Source organism: Bradyrhizobium sp. Kon37, assembly GCF_055807535.1.
This window is the reverse complement of sequence record NZ_JBVVOY010000043.1, coordinates 1-19,953: the sequence shown is the minus strand read 5'-3', so window position 1 is coordinate 19,953 and position 19,953 is coordinate 1. Positions and strand designations below refer to the sequence as shown.

At 57.6% G+C, this 19,953-nt stretch carries 7 protein-coding genes; 2 read left to right on the top strand and 5 right to left on the bottom strand.

What is annotated here, in order from left to right:
• Positions 1-4 precede the first annotated feature (4 nt).
• Positions 5-10,516, bottom strand: coding sequence for a VCBS domain-containing protein (locus tag AC0L3J_RS35975; protein WP_473350241.1), 10,512 nt, complete (start codon positions 10,514-10,516; stop codon positions 5-7).
• 803 nt (positions 10,517-11,319) lie between these two features.
• Here AC0L3J_RS35975 and AC0L3J_RS35970 point away from each other — a divergent pair.
• Positions 11,320-13,215, top strand: a complete 1,896-nt coding sequence (locus tag AC0L3J_RS35970) for an O-linked N-acetylglucosamine transferase, SPINDLY family protein (RefSeq protein ID WP_473350240.1) — start codon at positions 11,320-11,322, stop codon at positions 13,213-13,215.
• Positions 13,216-13,228: 13 nt separating this feature from the next.
• Here the strand turns inward: AC0L3J_RS35970 and AC0L3J_RS35965 are convergent, their stop codons facing one another.
• Together AC0L3J_RS35965 and AC0L3J_RS35960 are read right to left on the bottom strand one after the other, a co-directional pair.
• Complete coding sequence (locus tag AC0L3J_RS35965; RefSeq protein ID WP_473350239.1) at positions 13,229-14,344, bottom strand: helix-turn-helix transcriptional regulator; 1,116 nt, start codon at positions 14,342-14,344, stop codon at positions 13,229-13,231.
• A 1,038-nt stretch (positions 14,345-15,382) separates the two neighbouring features.
• Complete coding sequence (locus AC0L3J_RS35960; protein ID WP_473350238.1) at positions 15,383-15,763, bottom strand: hypothetical protein; 381 nt, start codon at positions 15,761-15,763, stop codon at positions 15,383-15,385.
• A 529-nt stretch (positions 15,764-16,292) separates the two neighbouring features.
• Here AC0L3J_RS35960 and AC0L3J_RS35955 point away from each other — a divergent pair.
• Positions 16,293-17,297, top strand: coding sequence for a DUF4268 domain-containing protein (locus tag AC0L3J_RS35955; RefSeq protein WP_473350237.1), 1,005 nt, complete (start codon positions 16,293-16,295; stop codon positions 17,295-17,297).
• Positions 17,298-17,797: 500 nt separating this feature from the next.
• On the opposite strand, the gene AC0L3J_RS35950 is transcribed toward AC0L3J_RS35955, so the two are convergent.
• Positions 17,798-18,610, bottom strand: coding sequence for a hypothetical protein (locus tag AC0L3J_RS35950; protein WP_473350236.1), 813 nt, complete (start codon positions 18,608-18,610; stop codon positions 17,798-17,800).
• A gap of 116 nt (positions 18,611-18,726) precedes the next feature.
• Entirely contained in the window at positions 18,727-18,849 is a 123-nt protein-coding gene (locus AC0L3J_RS35945) for a hypothetical protein (protein WP_473350235.1), read from the bottom strand.
• Between the last annotated feature and the right edge of the window lie 1,104 nt (positions 18,850-19,953).

The window sequence follows — 19,953 nt, the reverse complement described above, 5'->3', positions numbered from 1 at the left end:
ATCGCTAGACGACGTGGAAGTCGGACGGGAGGAGAGACGTCACCCCATTTAGTTTGGCGAGCGCAACCGCGTCGCTGCCGCTGCCTCCGTTGGCGTCCCAATAAACCGTTCCCGCGTGGGCACCAGCATTGTCGAAGATGAAGTAGCCGGCGGAGCCGCTGTGGTTCGCCGCCGACGCGTCGCTTGCGGTGACCAATATCGGAGTGGTCCCCGCCACCAGTGCGTGCCCAAATCCCGAAGCCGAGATCTGCAGCACGTCCTGCCCATGAGCGAAGCCGGAGATGGTCGAGTCGGCGCTCGCGGCCGAGGGGAAGACAAAGATGTCAGGTCCCGCCGTTCCCGACACCAACGCGTGACTGCCGACATTGATGATCTCGTCGGCGCCGTGGATGGTGAACGCCACCGTCTTCGATGTTCCGTCCAGCGACTTGATCGTGAAACTGTCGACCTTGGTGTCGCCGCTGCCGAGGTATTGCACAGCGCTGTTCGAGACGCTGTACATGTAGTCGCCGTTGGCGGATAGGCTGAGTGATCCCAGATCGCCATTGGCCTTGACCACTGTCGTCTGGAAAGACGCCTGATCGTGGTCAGCATCCGAAATCGAGATATTGCCCTTCGCCACTAGATTGCCTGAGGACACCGAAACGTCCTCGGTCACGTCGACCTTGGCCGCCGTCCCAATCACGGCGGTGTCGTTAGCCCCGTGGATCGTGAATGCAACCGTCTTGGATGTTCCGTCGGCGGACTTGATTGTGAAGCTATCGACCTTGGTGTCGTCCGCGTCGAAATACTGAACGGCGCTGTTCGCGACGCTGTAGATGTAATCGCCGTCGGCCGCCAATGTCAGCGAACCGAGGGTACCGGCTGCCTTGGTGACCGAGGTCTGGAACGTCGACTGACCGTGGTCCACGTCGGAGATCGAGATCGAGCCCTTGGCACTAAGGTTACCGGAGGCGACGGAGACATCCTCGGTCACATCGGTCTTGTTCGGCGTTCCGATCACGGCAGCATCGTTGACGCCGTGGATCGTGACGTTCACCGTCTTCGAAGTACCATCGAACGACTTGATGGTGAAGCTGTCGACCTTGGTCTCGTTCGCACCGAGGTATTGGACCGCACTGTTGGCGACAGCGTAGCTATAATCGCCATTCGCAAACAGGCTCAGCGAACCCAAATCCCCGCTCGAGTTGACGACGGCCGTCTGGAATGACGACTGGTCGTGATCCGCATCCGAGATCGAGATCTTGCCCTTCGCGAAGAGCTTGCCGGAGACCACTGAGAGGTCTTCGGTGACGTCAGCGACCGTCGGCACTCCGATCACCGCGGCATCAGCGGCCCCGTGGATCACAAACGTCACCGTCTTCGGCGTACCATCGACCGACTTGATGGTAAAGCTATCGGTCCGGGTCTCCCCGGCGGCTAGGAACTGCACCGCGCTGTTTTGCACGCTGTAGTTATAAGTGCCATTGGAAGCCAGCGTGAGCTGGCCGAGATTACCGGAAGCCGACGATACAGCAGTTTGGAATGCGGACTGACTGAGATCTGCATCCGAAACACTGATCGTGCCGCCAGCAACGAGCTTGCCGGACGTCACGCTGACGTCCTCGGTCACGTCGCGAGGCGAAGGTGCCCCGATTGTCGCGGCATCATTGCAACCGTTGATGTTGACGGTGACAACCTGCGATGCGGTTCCGTCCACGGATTTGACCGTGAAGGTGTCCTTGACGGTTTGGCCGGAGATGAGAGCCTGGACATTGGCTGCAGCGTTGTTGAGGTTGTAGGTCCATGCGCCCGTGGCGTCGACGCTAAACGTGCCATAGATTCCCGCGACGTTGGTCTGCACAACTGCGCGGTTATCGTTGGTATCAACGTCGCTCACCGTGAGCTTTCCGGTCGCCTTGACCGAAAAGTCCTCGGTCAGTGAGCCGGAACTGGTGCCAGTGATCTTGGCAGGATCGTTGACACCGGTGATCATGACCATAACGCTCGCGGTCGAGCTGTCGCCATTCACATCCACGACCTTGTAGGTGATGCTGTCGGTCGCGGTTTCGCCGGCCCGTAGCGATTGCATCGCTGCAGAAGGCGCGTAGGACAACAATGCTGTTTGCGTTGCACCGGAGAGCGACGGATTGATCGACGCCGTTCCCTTGGTCCCATTCGAGAGAATGGTCACGGATATCGCGCGATCGGGCACCGAGTCGTTGGCGAGCACGTTGATGCTTCCGCCAATGTCTTCGGTTACCGCAAGCGTGTCAGCAACGGCCGCCACCGGTTCATTGCGCGGATCCAGCGACACACCCTCGACAGTCACCTCGAGCTTCTCGATATTGACCACCTTTAGCTGCGTCGACTTGAACGTGAAGGGCGTGCTGACGGCGGCCGGCCCGCTGAGATAAGCCAAGAAGTTTGCGACATCCGTCTGGACGTCGGCTCTCGCCCACTCCGCGCTGGTCAGGACTAGCCGGAGCGTGTCCTGGCCTGCCCCCCCGTCGTAGCTGTCCGACGAGCCGACGTTCTCGGCGAGACGATGGATGAAGAGGTCATTGTCATCCCCACCCGCGGCGTTGTCGCTGCCAGCGCCAGCATCAAGGACGTCGTCGCCGCCGAGGCCATCCAGCACGTCGTTGGCAAGCCCGCCCGTGAGGTTGTTGGTCGTGCCATTGCCCGTGAGGGTTTGGCCCTTGACCTCGGTGACCAGAAAGACCGCGTCGTTATAATCCTGGTCTCCGGCAATGAGGCTTTGATACGAAGCCGGACCCGTGGCGTAGTATTGACCACCGTTCTGCGCGACCGACGCGGCTTGATCCTCCCAAGCGATCAGACCGGTCGGCCCGTCAGCAGTATCGCCGGCGAGCGTGGCCGCTGTCTGGCCTGTGCCAACCTTGGACGATGCATAGTCGACACTGCCAGCATTTTTGCCCGTCTCAGTGAATAGCGCATCTGCACCAGCGCCATCAAGCACGATAGGTCTGCCGTAGTGGTCGGTCTGGACGTTACCGTTCGCGTCCGTCAAAGCCACGCCCCAGCTTCCATTCGACTCCTGGATGACCTTGATGCTGCCCTTGAGATGATCGGGATTGCTGCAGATATCGGCGCCGTCGGGGATCAGGAAGAAGCCGATCTTACCGACCTCCGCGCTGTCGACGGTGAACGATGCCGTGGTGACGCCGGCCACAACGGTCGGATGGGTGCCTTCCGCCTCGATCGAGGGGAACAGGAGGCCTCCCTTGAGCGTCTGGGTATTATACCAGCCGAGCGTGTTGCGATACGAGGCTGATTCCGAGACGAACTTGACGAACAGCGTCGATGTTTCCGCAGTGTCAGTGACACGGACGGAATAGGCCTGGGTGTCCGATTTTGGAGTGCTACCGTTGTCGCTGACACCGACAACCACGTCATAGACGTTGTCGTGGCCGGCGTCGGAGGGACTCTCAAAGTCCGGCGCGGCCTTGAATTTGAGCGCGCCCGTTGTCGGATCGAGCTTGAACAGGTCCTTGTCGGCGCCGCCTACGATCGAATAGTTCAGGGTCTGTCCGGCATCAGGATCGTGTGCGACCACCACCGTTACATCGGTAGTGTTCTCCGGCACCCGGATTTCGCCGGCTGGCGGCGTGATTTCCGGTGCGTGATTCACTGGAGGCGAGACGGTGTAAGTGAACGGCGGGATCGGATCGGGCTGATAGCTTGGGTCGTTGCTGGACACGGTCGTCGTGATCGTTACGGTGTCACCGACCTCGGCCCCGCCCGCGCCGCCTCCCGCAGGGAACGTCACACTGCCGCCTCCTGGCGCCACCTCATGCGTCGAGCTTGACGACGTAACAGTCCGGGTCCCGTCACCGTTGTCATGCGACACGAGCGTCGTTGTGGTAACGGTAACGGTTGAACCACCGCCGCTCGAGCCGCCATTGGCGGTAATCGTTATTGAGGGAGGCTCGTCTTGAGGCGCCGTACCGGTGCCCGATCCTCCCCCGGATCCATCGCCTCCGACGCCACCGACGCTCACTATGACTTCAGGGCGAACGAAGGTCTTGAATGAACCATCTTTGATCAGAAGCCCACTGTCCAGGAAGGCGTCACGTCCGTCCTTCACCTCGATGGTCAAGGTATTCACGCTGCCTTGCTCGACGGCTCCCGTCAGCCGCAGCGTGCTAGTGTAAGCGTCCGCTTTAATCTTGTCGGCCAGAGGACCGGTGTCGACCGGATTGAGGATTAGATCGCCGGAACCCGCGTAGACCAGGTTCTTGATGGTCAACGCGGCGCCATTGGAAAGCGCACCGATTTCGACGCCGTTGAGCTTTATGCTAAATTCGTCGGTCAGCGACGTACCGTCAAACTCCGACAGCTCTTCACTGAACAGCACGAGATCAATCGAGAATCCATTATCGCCTGCCTTTGGCGTGAACGTATAGGTAAGGCTCGTGGTGTCGCCATCCAGACCTTGCACACCGAGATCGGTCGAAAGGTCCCCGGTCGGTTCAACGGTATCGGGGGACGCGTTGATCGTGCCGACGAGGTTTTCGCCGTTAGCTCCAACTTCAGCCACGTAGACGTAGAGCGGCCCGTCGGTTGAAACGAGGGACGTAAGATCGAAGCCGACCGAACCGCCGCGTCCCAGCGACAGGAATCCAGAGTTAAAGTCAGGAAAATCGTCGAAGAGATTGAGTCGGGCGCTATTCTCATCCACCATCCCGTTGATGGATCCAATAAGGTCGGGGCCGTACGGAAACCCACCGCCAGTCGGGTCGCTCTGGGTACCTCCGTTGAAGGTTACCCCGCCGGAATAGTCAAAGACGTCGAGCTTATCGAGATTGTTCAAATCCGCTGCACTGGTCGCCGACATCAGATTGGTGCGGCTCAGGATGATTCCATCCAGATCGAACCCGCTCGCGACGCCGCCCGAACCGCTCAGCTCGGTGAACAGATCGGCCAGCGTCAACGAACGGAGGTCGATTCCCAGATCGGAGAGATCCGCCTTGTAGATGTCGACATCACCAGTCGTTCCGATCTTTTGAAATGTGATCGGAATGGATGTGACCATCGATCCGCCGCTCTCGGCGGTGTTGGATCCGGGAAGATCTTCGACCCGTCCGGTCGACAGGATGATGCCTTTGCCGAGTCCGAAGGGATCGCCATTGAACGTGCCAAACGCGTCGGCGCTGCCGGATAAGGTCAAAGATGTACCTGTGGCGCCGCTCGTTCCGTCGAGCGCCTGCTTCAACGCGGCGTTATCGTCAGTCTGCGTGACGGTGAAACCATCGACCGTCACTGCGTTCGTGGACGCGCCCAGCGATTGACTCTCGGCTTTCGCAAACGTGTTGGTCGCCGCAGAGGACCGGAGGCCATCGCCGCCGGAGCTCACAATTCCCTGTGTCGCTGGCGTCAGGACGACGCCGGGATGCGTCTCATCGACCCAGTTGATGTAGCTCGCACCGAGATCAAAATCGGAAACCCCGCGAAGCTCGGCGATCAGTTCGGGGCTGCAGCCGCCGGTATAGACGACGTAGGAGTCGTGGCCATCAGCGCTGTGATCAACTCTGTAGGACGCAATGGGCGTCAGCTGATTGCCATAGAGCTGAATCCTGTCGCCTTCGTTCGGATTGAAATCCTCTATAATAGCGCGATTATTAAAATATGAGGCGGCTCCGGACGTGTAGAGCCTTCCGTTTTCCGTCCCGAGCACAAACGTGTCAGCGCCGGCGCCACCATAAAGATCGTCGACTTCCCTATCGCTGCCTACCCCCCCCTGAAATTTGTAAGCCTCTGCAGGATCGGCGCCGAGAAGAATGTCGTTGCCGTCTCCGCCATCAAGACCGTCACTGCCAGAGTAACCGATCAGCGTGTCGTTGCCGCCGCCGCCGGATAGGGCATCGTTGCCATAGGGCCGATCGAAAAAGCCGAGGTTTCGGTCATACGTTCCGGTCAGGAAGTCGTCGTAGCCCGTGCCGATGACCCATACGCTCTCGATATCCACGTAGGATAGATCGACATCGAGATTGCCTTCGGGACCGGCCCTATACGTGCCTGCACTCGGCAGTTGGTTCGGAACGCCCTTGGTCGCCGTCCCAACCACGCCCGCGGATCCGCCATAGGTGCTGTAATCCAGCACGAGCAGATCTCCTTCGTCAGGGCCATCGACATAATGTGTCGACGAATGTTCTGCGCCTCCGTCGACAAAGTCCTTGCCGAAGCCTGCGTAGATCGTGTCGGAGCCACCGCCGGTCGAGAACACGTTGTCATAATAACCATCCTGGCGGATGGTATCCCAGCCCTCGCCAGTAGTGACCTTGCTGAGAATCTCAAAGTTCTTGAGGGCGATGCCGTTCGATGAGAAATTAGTCCCCCGGAACTCATCGCCGGAATTCGAGCCAGCCAGCCAAACATCGGCTCCTAACTGTCCGAGCGAAACCGAAAGGGTGTCAATGCCGCTCCCCCCGTCGAGATGGAACGGATTCGCCCCGCCCTGATCTGTCATGAACAGGGCGGAATTGGTGCCATAGGCGACGACGTCATTGCCGGCGCCGGCGCTGACATTGTCGGCGCCCAATCCGCTGTAGATGACATCGTTTCCGTATCCAGTGACGATCCTGTCGTTGCCGCCGGCGCCGAAGATAACGTCGTCGCTACGGGTGCCAACGATATCCAATTGCTCGATGCCGGTGAAATTGACGGTGTCGAGCGTCGCGTCGCTAGACGCCGTCAGGCGCGTGAAGCTGCCATCCGTAGTCGGGTCCAGGCTGATGCGGAATCCACCGGTGACACCCAGACCATTGTCCGCTCCCCAAGTCGAATAGTTCAGCCGCAACGTGTCGGTGCCCAGACTGCCGTCCACCATTTCGGTGACGGAGGCGCCGGAGATATTCGGATCGATAATGTTGGCGTCGCGGCTGCCCGTCAGGTTGTCCGCGAACCGGGAACCAAGAATATTCTCGACGCTGTTGAACGTATCACCGGAAGCAGTCCCACTGAGGCCGAATCCACCGGTCGCGGCCTCTGAGCCGATCATATTGACGGTCACGCCAACCGGTGAATCGTTGTAGTAGGCCCAGTCGATGCCGGTGCCGCCGGAGAGCCGATCCGCTCCGAACCCGCCGATCAAAATGTCAAAGCCGGCGTCGCCATCGATGATGTCATTCCCGTCGCGGCCTTCGATGCGGTTATAGCCAATGTCTCCCGTCAGAGTGTCGCTGAAGTTGGAGCCGACCAGATTCTCGAACGTACTGAGCCCGCGTTCGCCAGACTCCGGCACAATTGCCATCTGTATAAAATCAGGAGCGGCATTGGGCACATCAACGACGAGACCCAGAACCTTGACCTGACTGCCGCCCAAATCGACACTGACCGGCCCGCCAACATGCTGGTAATTCAAGGTGTCGGTGCCGGCGCCGCCGTCAAGGCTGTCACGGTCAGCGTCGCCATAGACGAGATCGTCGCCACCGCCGCCGTTGATTTTGTCCTTTCCGCCGCGACCCTCTATGATGTCGTTACCGTCATTACCCCACAGCATGTTATCGACATCGTTGCCATACAATTTATCGGAATTGATCGAGCCTTCGACATTCTGAATGTCGGTCAGATAGTCGCCCTTCGCGTCGCCGCCGTGCTGAATGTGCTCGCTAAGGTCGATCTGCACGGCGCCCCAGGACGTGATGTAGGTGGTTGCGTTGTTTCCCGCCTTTCCACTTGGTCCACCGGTCAGAACGTCAGCATCCGCCCCGCCGATCAGCAGGTCGTCCCCTTGACCACCGACCAGGATGTCGCGACCAATGCCACCGTCGAAAACGAGGTTCTGCGTTACATCGAAGACGGCTCGGAAATCGTCGTTGTTGTCCGTTCCTATCAGGCTTTCGATGCTGATCAGCGTGTCGCCGGTCGCTTCACCACCGTAGCCAGAATATTCCCCGGCTAGAGAGATGGTGACGGCGACCCCTTGACTGGTTCCCTTGTTGGCCTCGGAGTAATCCACAGTGTCAAAGCCGTTGCCGCCGTCTAATCGATCCTTACCGACACCGCCGGTAAGCTGGTCGTTTCCTTCGTCGCCGTACAGGAAGTCGTCCCCTTCGCCACCAGACAGGACGTCATTGTCGTTGCCACCATGTAGCTTGTCGACACCCTTGCCGCCGTACAGCGTGTCGTTGCCAGCACCACCGAAGATCTCTGAGTTGGCTGCCACGTCGCTCTGAATGATCAGCGTGTCATTGCCGGAACCGAAATCCGCCTTGATAATACCGACCGCGTGCGGCGCGCTGATGCGCTGGGTGAAGCCGAATGCAACGATGTCCAGCGTACCGGGGATGAGAATGTCCGGAGGGTTCTTGGACGAATCGATCTCGAGATTGTCTGAGTTCGGATTGGGAGCGCGCGCGTTTCCAATCACATAGGTTTCGTCGATATTTCCTTGCTCGATCGGCTGAACTTCACCATGGCCGGTATCGAGGGCGCGCTGGTTGGCGCGAGTTCCGACGTTCAGCACCACATTGGGATCTTCGAACGACGCGAGACCCGCGGTCACCGGCTGGTTCTCAAACACGGCCGGCGAGCAGTGGAAGAGCGTAAAATCGGCGAGCGTAGTGGCCGCGAGCGGAATGTTCTTCGAGACGGAGAACGGACCGAAGCCAATCTCGATCGTGACGTTGACCGAGGCTGTTGCCTTGCCACCGATCGGGTCGAAGATACAGCCGAACCCGTCGGAAGGACGCCATTTGCCGTCGCCGTCGACTGCTTCGAAATAGGCGTAAAGACCTAAACCGAACTGGCCGTTAACGGTGAGGCTGCTGCCGCCGAAGCCGACACCGGCGCCGCCTTTCAGCAGCGTGTCGAACGCACCGACCGGAAGGAATGGCTCGTTCCTCGGGTTCTCCCATTGCTTGGTCCCTCCAACGCCACCAATGCCTCCCGCGGTGGGCACTGCCGTCGTAACGAAGAAGCCCCGGTCGAAAGCTTTCGAGATCAATCCTTCGGTATCGTAGCCAACGTCGATGTCGATCTTGACCCGTAGGTCATCTTCGAGCAGGAAGCCCAGCGGACCAAGCACGGGAAAAAACCCGCCGAAGCGCTCGTTCACCGAGAATGCCGGCACGTCGTACTTGATGAGATCGACTGGCTTGTTGGTCAGCAGGATGTCGAGAATCTTCTCCGGATGCTCGAACAGGCTAAACTCGAAGCCCTTGCTTTGACCAACGCCAGTCGCGGCTGCTGCAAACCCTTCGGGAAGGTTAACGTCCAGACCGCTGAGAAAGTCCGTCACCTCGGACGGGAGATGAAGATCGCCCAGCGCCTGCTTGAGCTGGGCTGCGATCGCGGTGGGATCCGCGTCAGACTGGGTATCGCCGCCAATCAGCGAACCGCCGCCGAGATTGATCTTGCCGTTGCCGTTGGGACCGCCCTCGAGTTTGCGGATCTGCGAGATCAGGTCGATGGCCTGATACCATTTGCTGATGGTGGCCTCGAGCGCGGGGTTGGCGTTTACGGCGAGGTCGCCGATTGTGATCTTGTGGTCGGGGCCGCCAGTGATTGAGCCGACCTTGTCGTACTTGTCCATCACGAACTTGAACTTGTGGGCCAGCGCATCCAGCGCGGGCAGCGGCTCGGTGGCAACATCGATCATCGTGCCGAGCGCGCCGGAGCGGAACGTCTTTGCAATATCCGTGAATGTGCTGCCGGCAAGATCGAGATAGGAGCTGAGATCGAGCTCGACATCCTTCACCGAGACGCCGGGAGCCTCAAACTTCCCTGTCGTGGAGTCGTAGGAAAAGCCTGCAACAAACTCACCATCGACGTCTGGCAAAAGACCGTCGAGAACATCCGTGGTTGCAAACTTCAGGTCCAGTTGCGCAGATCCTCCAATTAACTTCGGGTCGATGGTGAAATTGCCTGACGTGTCGAGATTCAGGTCCAGCCCAAATTCGGCGCTCAATTCGGGTGTCGCGGGCGAGGCGTCAGTAACGGTTACATCTGCCACGCCCAGATTGGCGTGAAGATTGTTGACGCTGATATTAGTACCGACCTTGACGTCTATCTCCGGCGTAGTCTGCGTCTTGAGCGAAATGCTGCCATCGAGTCCGAAAACAACAGTCGAATCGAGCGTGGCGGTCACCACCGCTCCGGTGTTCACCGTGAGATCCATAAAGGATCCGATGGCTTTGCCTATGTTGATGTCTTTGGTACCGGTATTCACCGTCTCAGTGTCAAATAAATGGATGTTGAGACCGGTTGTGTCGCTCCAAGCGGCACCGGCAATGCCCGTGATGTGCGCATCCGTAATCGCCTTGGCGACGGCGTTGCCGACATCCATTCCGCCGTTCACCAGGGTCTGCGCTTGGTCGAGCGCGGTCTTGACGTCTGACAATAGTTGTTTGAAGGGGTCGAGGGGGTCGACGCCGGTCAGGTCACTAAGTTTACCGATCAATGGCAACGCCGAGCTCACCACCGAGCTTGCATCACTTCCGCCGATCTGACCCGCAATCTTCGCGAACAAGCTATCGAGTTTCGATTCAACGTCGGAAACCGTGAAAGCCATGACCAACTCCCATATGTCTCGAAGTATTTTTGAAGGAATGTTTCTTAGGCAGGCGTCGCTCTACTAAGGTGGAAGCGCTTCAATGACTCGATGCTGCAACCGGACGGGCGCTCGCGAGTATGAACTAGAACGAAATGGGCGCGCGTCAGATTGACGCACGCGCAAGAAAAGCCGGTTAAGGCTGTCACTCAACTTCGGTTGTTTCACGCGAGAGATTTGTGGAATGCCACTTTCGCGCATATCATAGGCGGACGTGTCCGCTGGAGAATGCAGCGCATATGCGAGGTAGCCCTGCGCTTGCCAAAGGCCCCGATCACGATCGGACGAAACGACCGACCAGAACTCGAAAAATTCAATACTCAAAAAGATCATTTCCAACTCGCAAAGCGCAAGCGGAAGCACAAGAAACGTCAACACCCATCGCTACGAAGGGGGACCGGGAAATCTGTCTATCAAGGCAAACGTGGCATTCCCCTGCACCGGCTAAAAATAATTGGCCGGCGAGCAACGATGAACGAAAACTATGTCCTGCATTCCAATGACGGGAAGACTAACGAACTTGTCGCATGCAGAACAAGTGATTGTTGGGTTCCAATGTGCAAACAACCCATTGCCCAACTCTTAGGCATCGGTTCGTGGAAGGTACTGCACGCAACATCACGAGTATGACGAGCCAATTCCGGACGCGCATCATCCGAAAGGGTGAGACGGCGTTCAATATGCTTTCCGATCACCGCATTGCAGAAATATAGGCATTTCGAGCAAGATGAGCGATGCGCCAAAACGATTGTGACGTGCCCTCGATGACAATCGAAACATCATCTTCTCAATCGAAGCTGGCGAACGCCTTCGCACTGCATCAACAGGGCGACCTGCCCGCCGCGGAACTTATCTACAACGAGATACTTCGGGAGCGGCCCGAGCATTCCGATGCACTGCATCTGCTCGGAGTAATCGCGCTCGGCACCAACCGCGTTGAGCAGGGGATCAACCTGATCCGCAGAGCACTTGCGCTTAATGACAAAAACGTCGCGGCTCACAATAATCTCGGCAAATCCCTGCTTAGATTGAACCGAGCAGGCGAAGCGATTGCCTGCTTCGAGGCTGCCATCCGGATCGAACCGACGTCGGCCGATGCCCATATGCATCGTGGCGTCGCTCTCGCCGGTCTGCAACGAATCGAGGAAGCCCTGACCAGTTATCGTGAAGCTCTGGTCTTGCGGCCTCAGCTCGCAGAATTGCATCGAAACAATGCTCACGCGCTGCTGCGCATTCGGCGCTATGAGGAGGCATTTGCCTCATATGACAAGGCATATCGGCTACAACCTGACCTTCCAGGCATCGAAGCCTATCGACTTCACAGCAAAATGCTGCTTTGCGACTGGCGTAATTTGCGCGAGGACGTTGACCACCTGATCGGCGGAGTGCGGGCCGGGACGGCAAACGCTCAACCCTTCATCTTCTTGGCAATCGGCGCGCGTGCTGAGGATCAGCTGAAATGCGCGCGAGCATGGTGCGCGCGTCATTATCCAGCTTCAAATCCAGTAAACCGGGCGAACTCTGTTCCGGCTCACCAGCGAATCCGCGTAGCATATCTGTCTGCCGACTTTCGAGATCACCCAACGGCACTCGCGGTCGTTGGGCTGTTTGAATGTCACGACAAATCCACCTTCGAGATATCTGCGATTTCGCTCGGCAAAAGCGACGGTTCTTCTGTGCGGCGCCGAATAGAAGCAGCGGTCGAACGATTTATAGAGGCGAGCTCAAAGACGGACGACGAGATCGCCAACATCGTTCGATCGCTCGAAGTCGACATCTTGGTTGATCTAATGGGTTACACGGATGCATCGCGGGTCGGTCTCCTCGCAAGGCGCCTGGCACCCATTCAGGTCAACTACATGGGTTACGCCGGAACTATCGGAGCGCCTTACATAGACTATATCATAGCCGACAATGTGGTGATTTCGGCCGCGACACGCCCTGCTTATACGGAGAGTGTCGTAACGCTTCCCGGAAGTTTCTTTGTCAACGACGCAACCCGTCCCATCGCCGAGCGGCGCTTCAACCGTGGCGAGTTAGGCCTACCTCCTACCGGCACCGTTTTCTGCTGCTTCAACAACAGTTACAAAATTACGCCAGATATTTTTGATGCCTGGATGGACATCTTGAGAACGGTCCCGAAAAGTGTGCTCTGGCTAACATCACTGCATCCTATAGCAGTCACTAACTTGCGTCATGAAGCAGCACGACGAGGCGTCGCTTTCAGCCGCTTGATCTTTGCCGATCGCATTCCGACCGCTGCAGAGCACTTGGCAAGATTTCGCGCTGCTGATCTGTTCCTGGACACGACACCCTATAATGCACATGCGACGGCAACCGATGCGCTTTGGTCTGGGCTGCCGGTGCTGACCTGCAGCGGCGATACGTTTGCAAGCAGAGTCGCAGCGAGTCTGCTCGGTGCAGTCGGCCTGTCAGAGCTTGTGGTCACGAATTTGGAAGACTATCGAAAATTAGCTGTCGAGCTTGCAAACAGCAGCGATCGGATCGAAGAGATCAAGGTCAAGCTCGATCGCAATCGGCTCACGAGCCCATTATTTGACACAAAGCAAACCACCCGAAATGTCGAGATGGCGTATTCGGAAATGCGCCGAAGACATCGATCGGGATTGGCGCCGGCCGATATTGTCGTACCTGATTAGATACTGCCGCCTTCTAAATGCTGGCGATCAACTTGACGAGATCGCTTTGGCGTTTTGCTCCGGTCTTGCGAAATACATTGCGAAGGTGCGTCTTGACGGTCGCCTGTGAGATTCCCAGCATTTCCGCAATGCCCTTGACGCTCCCGACCTTCAGGACCGCGTCAGCAACACGCAACTCGCCGGCAGTAAGCTTGTAAAGCTTTGCAAGCGCCTCGAGCGGCGTCGGCTGTTCAAGCATCGTCTTCCGCACGAAGATTGCGGCAATGGCGGAAAGTGCCAAACCCGCCCGCTGACGACTGCCTGACGTCAACGGCAGGACATGCGCAAACCAGCGATCTTGCGGCGACGCCGACAAAGGCAGAGCGACGCCCCGCGCTCCAAGCGACGAATCACCTTTCTCCGCGGCAACGAAAATCTCCTTCAGCACTCGCTTGGCCTCAGGCACGACCGCCGCGAGCATGTTGGATTTCTCGCTGAGAAGCGTTCCATCATCCAGCATCTGACGCGCGGACGCGTTGACAAAGGTGATTCGCCCGCCAACCCCGACAAGGAATACCGCCGTTTCCATATGATCGAGCGTTTCGGTCAAGGCATCTTCAGCCGCCCTTCGCTGATCGAATAGCCGGCCGATAGCAACAGCCCGCTGAAAATGCGGCACGAGAAGGTTGGTTCGCCGCAACGCCTCCTCGTCGGCCGATCCGTAACTGGCGTCCATGCGAAAATTTAGAAAGGAGGATCGTAACCCGCCCTTCTCCAGGTTCACTGCGATTGCGTCCACGATTCCTTGAGGCTTGATCCATTCTCGATAGAAGCGCGTTTTGACGAGCTCCTGCTGGGGGATGATGTCATTCACCGTGTGAACGAGGCCCGGCTCCATAAACGTAGCCGCCGGAAATACCGGGTTCATGGCAACATACTTCTCAAAGTAGAGCTGAGTGTAGTGCGGGTCTTCGTTGTAGAGGTGCAGGGCCTGGGACTGTTCAGTCGCTGCGTCGTGCCAGAACAGAGCGGCAGATGATCCTCCGACAAATGAACAAGAACTTGCCAAAGCCTGCTTCCACTTGGTCGGATCAATCGCCGCATCGTAAATGTCAGCGATAGCACGCGAGAGGTCTTCCGAATCTGACACTTGCACCTGCAATTTCTTGTCAGCACTTTAGCCGACTGCACGCGTGTTCCGGTTCATGACTTTGCCACATAGAGTTCAATGGCAACAAATGTTTTTGCGCGTCATCGACGGCCTATAATACTAGATGATTGGAACTGTCCGCGGAACCTGACCACGCCCCGGATGTTCGTTGTCACTGTCCATCAAGTGACGATCCGGTCGGCGGACGCCTCTCACATATACACCGCCCCCCCACTCGGCGCCGTTATCGGCGTAGATACGATCGACGCCGGTTTGAAAGGCGCACCTTTAAACGCCTTTTGGAAGAGGAAGACGATCCAGAGCAAGCCAAAGCTCAAATCGAAAAGTTAAAGCGATATGGGCAATTCGATTTCGTGCAACGTGCACATGACTTTGCTCCGCACATGCGGCTCAATGCCAACAATCGCCTCATGTGTTTTCAAGACGAGCTTACGTGGGGAGCAAAGAGACGGAGCGTAGCTAAGAAGGACTTGTCTAGTGAAATCAATATGGTTAGGGGTGATAATGCTTAAACAGGGGCTCTTAACATGGCCCGGACACGTTGATATTGCTCATTTCAGCAGACAAATTACGACTTAGGAGCCGTAGTGGGTTGGATTGCGAATTTGCTCCGCAGGCCCGATGTTGGCTTAAGGCCTCGGGACGGCGCGAAGGTGGAGCTACAGCCGCTATCCGAGCGCGGCGGCCAATGGTTGAAGCACAACCTTTTCCGCTTCCCTGGCGCGGTGTTGTCTCGCAAGCGTGGTTGTGTGGAGCTGGCGGAGGGCGACGTAATCGCACTGCATCTCGTGGTCGGCCGGCTGAAAGAGGCCGGCGTTCGGGTGCGATTCTACGGTCGTCTTAGGCGGTGGGACGGCACGTCACCGGTCTGGAGTCTTCTGGTACGCGGGAAAAAATGATCCGGCGGCTGCCGAAGCTGTAAACTCGCCGACGTCCTCACGCGCGTCGCTGCGTCTGTCGCTTCGTTTGTATCGTCCCGTTATCCGGCTAGCAGCGCTCACCACATCACAGGTGCGTTCACGCGGACAAAGCTAATCGCCGTAATTCGGCTGAATTCATACAAAGAAAATCCTCGATCTGGTCGGGGCGGAGAGTACGCAAGGCCTTGGGGAAATCAATCCGCTTCGCAGCCCGACCGGTGATGCCTAGGTGGCGCGCTCCAGCCGCGGTGCCGGCATGCAGGTAGATGAGCTTAGGGTGATAGCGTTTGTATGCGGAAATCCGGTGCGCAATGTCGTAGACTGCTAGATCACCGACACCCCGCCTCGCGGTCCTACGCACTACCTCGTGCACTCTGTCAAACGACGCGGCTGCCTCGAGCTGCGGCAGCCGCCGCAGCAGGTCGCGGGCGAACTCATGTAACAACGCTCTTCCCAGCCGATATTGATGGTCGTGCATCTTACCATCGGGACGCTCAGAATGAGCCGCGCGAAGGACGGCCTCCTTCAGACTTCTTGCAGCTCGTACATGATCGACGACGCAGTCACGGTGGCGCTGCTTTTTGAAGCGAGCGACTAGTTCACCGAGACAGCTCGGGGGATTGCTCGCCTTGCCACAACGGTCGCCCGTCGTCCGACATCCAGAAGGAATGGTCGTCGTGCCGCACTTCATGTTCTCGTCCCTGCCTTGTAGGGCCTCCGGATGACCGTGTCCCCGCCCTGCAACAATTCGAACGTAGCGTGGATGCGTATGCAATCAGTTCCGGAAGTTCTGAAGGCTTGAATAGAGTTGAAGCGTTAACGAACAACAAGAGAGCCCGGCTTGTCCAACGGGGCTCAAATTGCAGCGTGATCCATCGGACATGCCGCCGCAAAGAAGCCGGAGCTCTCCGTCTGAACGCACGCCGTTAAATTTGACCGCGCTGGGTTAATCGTATCGCGAAGCTTCTTCGATATCGATGCTCGAACATAGGAGCATCAGGCAGCATATGATTAGCCAACCCTTGTCGCAACTTGAACAAATCGATCTCAAAGAGGTCTGGTCCCATGAGGCGAGTTCGTTCACGCCGTGGCTGGCGCTTGAGTCGAACATTGCGCTTCTAGGTAACGCGCTAGGGCTTGAGTTAGAGGTAGAAGCCCAAGAAAAGGCGGTCGGCCCCTTTCGCGCCGATATCCTGTGTAAGGACCTCCAGAAAAACACATGGGTACTCATCGAAAATCAGCTGGAGCGAACGGATCACAGTCATTTAGGTCAGGTCCTTACCTATGCGTCTGGACTGGGCGCAGTGACGATCATTTGGATCGCAGCCCGGTTCACGGAAGAACACCGCGCGACTTTGGACTGGCTAAACAAGATCACGGATGGCAGCTTTCGGTTCTTCGGTGTTGAGGTTGAACTCTGGCGCATCGGAAACTCATCGCCCGCTCCGAAATTCAACATCGTGTCGAAACCCAACAATTGGTCGCAGTCTGTAGCAACAGCCGCACGTGCTCTAGACGAGACGGAGCTCTCCGACACGCGAATAATGCAGCGGAACTATTGGACCGGCTTGAACGCGGCGCTCAATATGGAATGCGGGCCTGTCTCAGGAAACAAGAAGCCCCAGCCCCAATCGTGGATGTCGTACCCGATCGGGAGATTTGGGTTCTATCTAGGTGCGGCAGTTGCAAAGAATAAGCGTCAAATCAGAGCCGAACTGTACCTGTACGGAGAGCGAGCAAAGGCATTCTATTCCATGCTCGAAGCAAAGCGGTCGGAGATCGAAGACGATCTTGGTTATACGCTATCGTGGGAAGAGCTGCCTGATGGGCAAGACTCTCGCATTGCATGCTACCGAGACGATATTGATCCAACAGACACTGAAGATTGGCCCACCCAGCATATATGGCTGGCTAAAAAGTTGAACGAGTTCAACCGAGCGTTTGCTTTGCGAATTAAGGCATTGCAAGCCGATGAGACGCGCGAAAGCTTTCAGCCGAATGAGGCTGCATAGGCTGAGGCGCTTCGGGCCGGTAACGCAATGAAATGGAAGCTCTTAGGAGTGCCCGCGGCACCATTGATGTACGGTCAGGCGTTTTTCCGGCAGGCGGCTTTGCCGGTGGCGCAACGAGGAAGGCCCCCCGCTAGCACTTAAATGCGAAGTCGCCGTTTCGGGTTGAGCCGAAAGGGCGAGGCCCGGGTAAGCCCATGCGGGCATACAGCCCGGGTGGGGGGCTACACACTGGTAGCGGGAGGTAGAATGCGCCGTGTGCCCGCCCCCGGCGGCTGGAAGGGCCCCCAAAGCGCGGCCGCTCCGTCGGTCCTGGTTACCTGGTTCCTGCTCCCTCATGCCTGTATCCGCATGAGGTTGCGCTTGACGGTTGCAACAGCGGGCTGGTCCGACTGCCCGGTTGATACTTGAGGTCCCGGGGTTGAACCTGCTCGCGCCTTGCCGCTCGAGCTTTAGTCGACGCGCGGGGGCATCCGAGGCCGAAGGCCGATCCTGAGTCCCAATCATCGACGGCGCGATCGTAAATGGCGGTGCAGGTCGGTAAGGCTGATGTGGCGCGAAATCCGGGCTCTGTCCGGACCGCCAACAAGAGTTGAGGCCGGCACACTGTCCCTATTTTTCACCATGTCGGGAACACCGGCCTTTCGTGCTACCAATCGCCACTTTCGTCGATACTCCGCTGTCGACCACGGCATCCCTGTCACGTCGTTTATGACAATTGGCCCAACTCGTTCATTGATCAGACGGATTATTTCATCTTGGCCGCCCAGCTCATCGAGGATCATTGGAGCCGTCCTTAGATCAGCTTCCATGAGCTTACCCGCCGATCCGGTGGTGTGGCGCAAAACCAGATTCTTATCGATATGCGACCAGCACAAACCTCTGACCCACTTCTTCCCTTGCCAGATCACGTCAGACTCGTCGGGCTCCGCGATTGGCACCCACTCTCCGATCACATCCTTCTGGCTGAGCCCCAACTCAAACTGCAGCGCCTGAGCAAGGGCGATCGAGTACCACCCAAAATGCGCCCGAGCCTCGGCTCGGATCGCCTTCACATGATCGGACGTCAACTGTACGAGACGGGGTCCTTGGGTACGAAACCTGCTTTCACGCAAAATCTCAATTAACCGCAGACACTCGTCGTCCTCTAGAATAGTGAACCCGAACCTGAAAAGGGTGCGTAGCCGACCGATCAGTGCGTGCCCCGCAGCGATCCTGCCGCCGGAAGACCAGTCCTTGTACCAAGCCAACAGCGTTTTCGACTTAACTCCTCGGAGCTGAAGGTGCCCGTGTTTCTCGCTGATGCGCTCCATCATGCGATCCTGTTTGACGCGAGCTTGGTATCCGAGTCTTTGAAAGGGGGAGTGCGCATCAGTTCGATACAGCGCGATTATATTTCTAAGCGTGTAGCCCATTGGGTGCTTCGAGGCTCCTAGTGGATGGACATCGCTAAAATCAGGGCAACCAGCGCAACCGCACCGATGATGCCGACAACTCCTTGCGCAGATACGGCGGTACCAAAAAACTTTATCTCAAGCCGTTGGGGATGAGCCACGTTGGTTCTCCTGTTTTCCCCCGACTCGGTCGCCGAGCCGGATGTGCAGCATTGGCTCTACCCTGACAGGCGGCGACAAGGGCCGTCGGCCGCTTTATCGAAAAGGGCGTTGAATCAGAAGCTTAGATGACGTGCGTTGTCATGCACGCTCTCGGGAAAAAACCGCTGACGATTGCGGTACTCGGTCGCTATGGCCTCAAGCCGCTGACATCGCAGAAAAATCGGTGCGCTGTTTTGAACACGCGGGGCGCGACCGTCAAATTGGGCGCTTGCAGACTCGCAACCAGAGGCCGAACCAATAGGTTAGCGATCTTCAGCGGTTTTTTCGCCCCCGTGCCGCTGCAAGGCGCAGCATGATATTTCGAGGGGCGGGCCGCGACCCGCGCCAGTCCTAAAGATGTTGACCATCGGGGACGCCGCGCATGCTCCTCTGCCGGGAGTTTGTCACCGGACAATCATTGCCAGCGACCACTCGGTTTCGTTCGCGCGGCGATCGTCGTCTCAATTTCCTGAACCATCTCTCGTACCCGTTCTGCGAGCCGTTCGAACAGCGCTTGCCTCTGCCTATCGGGTGCAGTTCTCGCCAACCGAGCACAATAGCCTGCCTCCGCTCGAAACTTATCAAGTTGAGCAATAAGTTCTTCCATTTTCGGTCTTCTATCCCCCCCGCTCCAAGAGCTGTTTAGCGGGGACCTACCCGCCCGACACCTGGGAAATTTCCCAGGGTCCCAAGGCGTACAATGGCGGTTGCCCTCATGGAGAAAGACGGCTCAAGGGGGCGGGAGCTTCTAGCGCGACGCTCGACGATGGCGTCACGGTTGCGCTGCTTTTTGAAGCGAGACAGGCGCCAGATGCGGCGCCGTAGAACTACTGGGCAAAAATTAACATTGCTGCAGTGCACCCACGATGCTTGCTGTTGAGGCACTGAAAGCTTCATAAGTCGTCGAGATCAATTGGATCGGGGATGTCTCCGGAACTGATCGACGAAGGACCATTTGTGATGACCGATTTTTCCAGCATTCAGCAACATCTTACCGCTATCACAACCGCCCAGACCGATTTCGCGAAGTCGTCGTTCGAGGCCAGCAAGGCCTATTTCGAAAA

Bases quoted from the DNA above. Each gene is read 5' to 3' on its own strand.
- AC0L3J_RS35975 (WP_473350241.1), bottom strand. From the start codon at position 10,516: ATGGCTTTCACGGTTTCCGACGTTGAATCGAAACTCGATAGCTTGTTC.
- AC0L3J_RS35960 (WP_473350238.1), bottom strand. From the start codon at position 15,763: ATGCACGACCATCAATATCGGCTGGGAAGAGCGTTGTTACATGAGTTC.
- AC0L3J_RS35955 (WP_473350237.1), top strand. From the start codon at position 16,293: ATGATTAGCCAACCCTTGTCGCAACTTGAACAAATCGATCTCAAAGAG.
- AC0L3J_RS35970 (WP_473350240.1), top strand. From the start codon at position 11,320: ATGACAATCGAAACATCATCTTCTCAATCGAAGCTGGCGAACGCCTTC.
- AC0L3J_RS35950 (WP_473350236.1), bottom strand. From the start codon at position 18,610: ATGATGGAGCGCATCAGCGAGAAACACGGGCACCTTCAGCTCCGAGGA.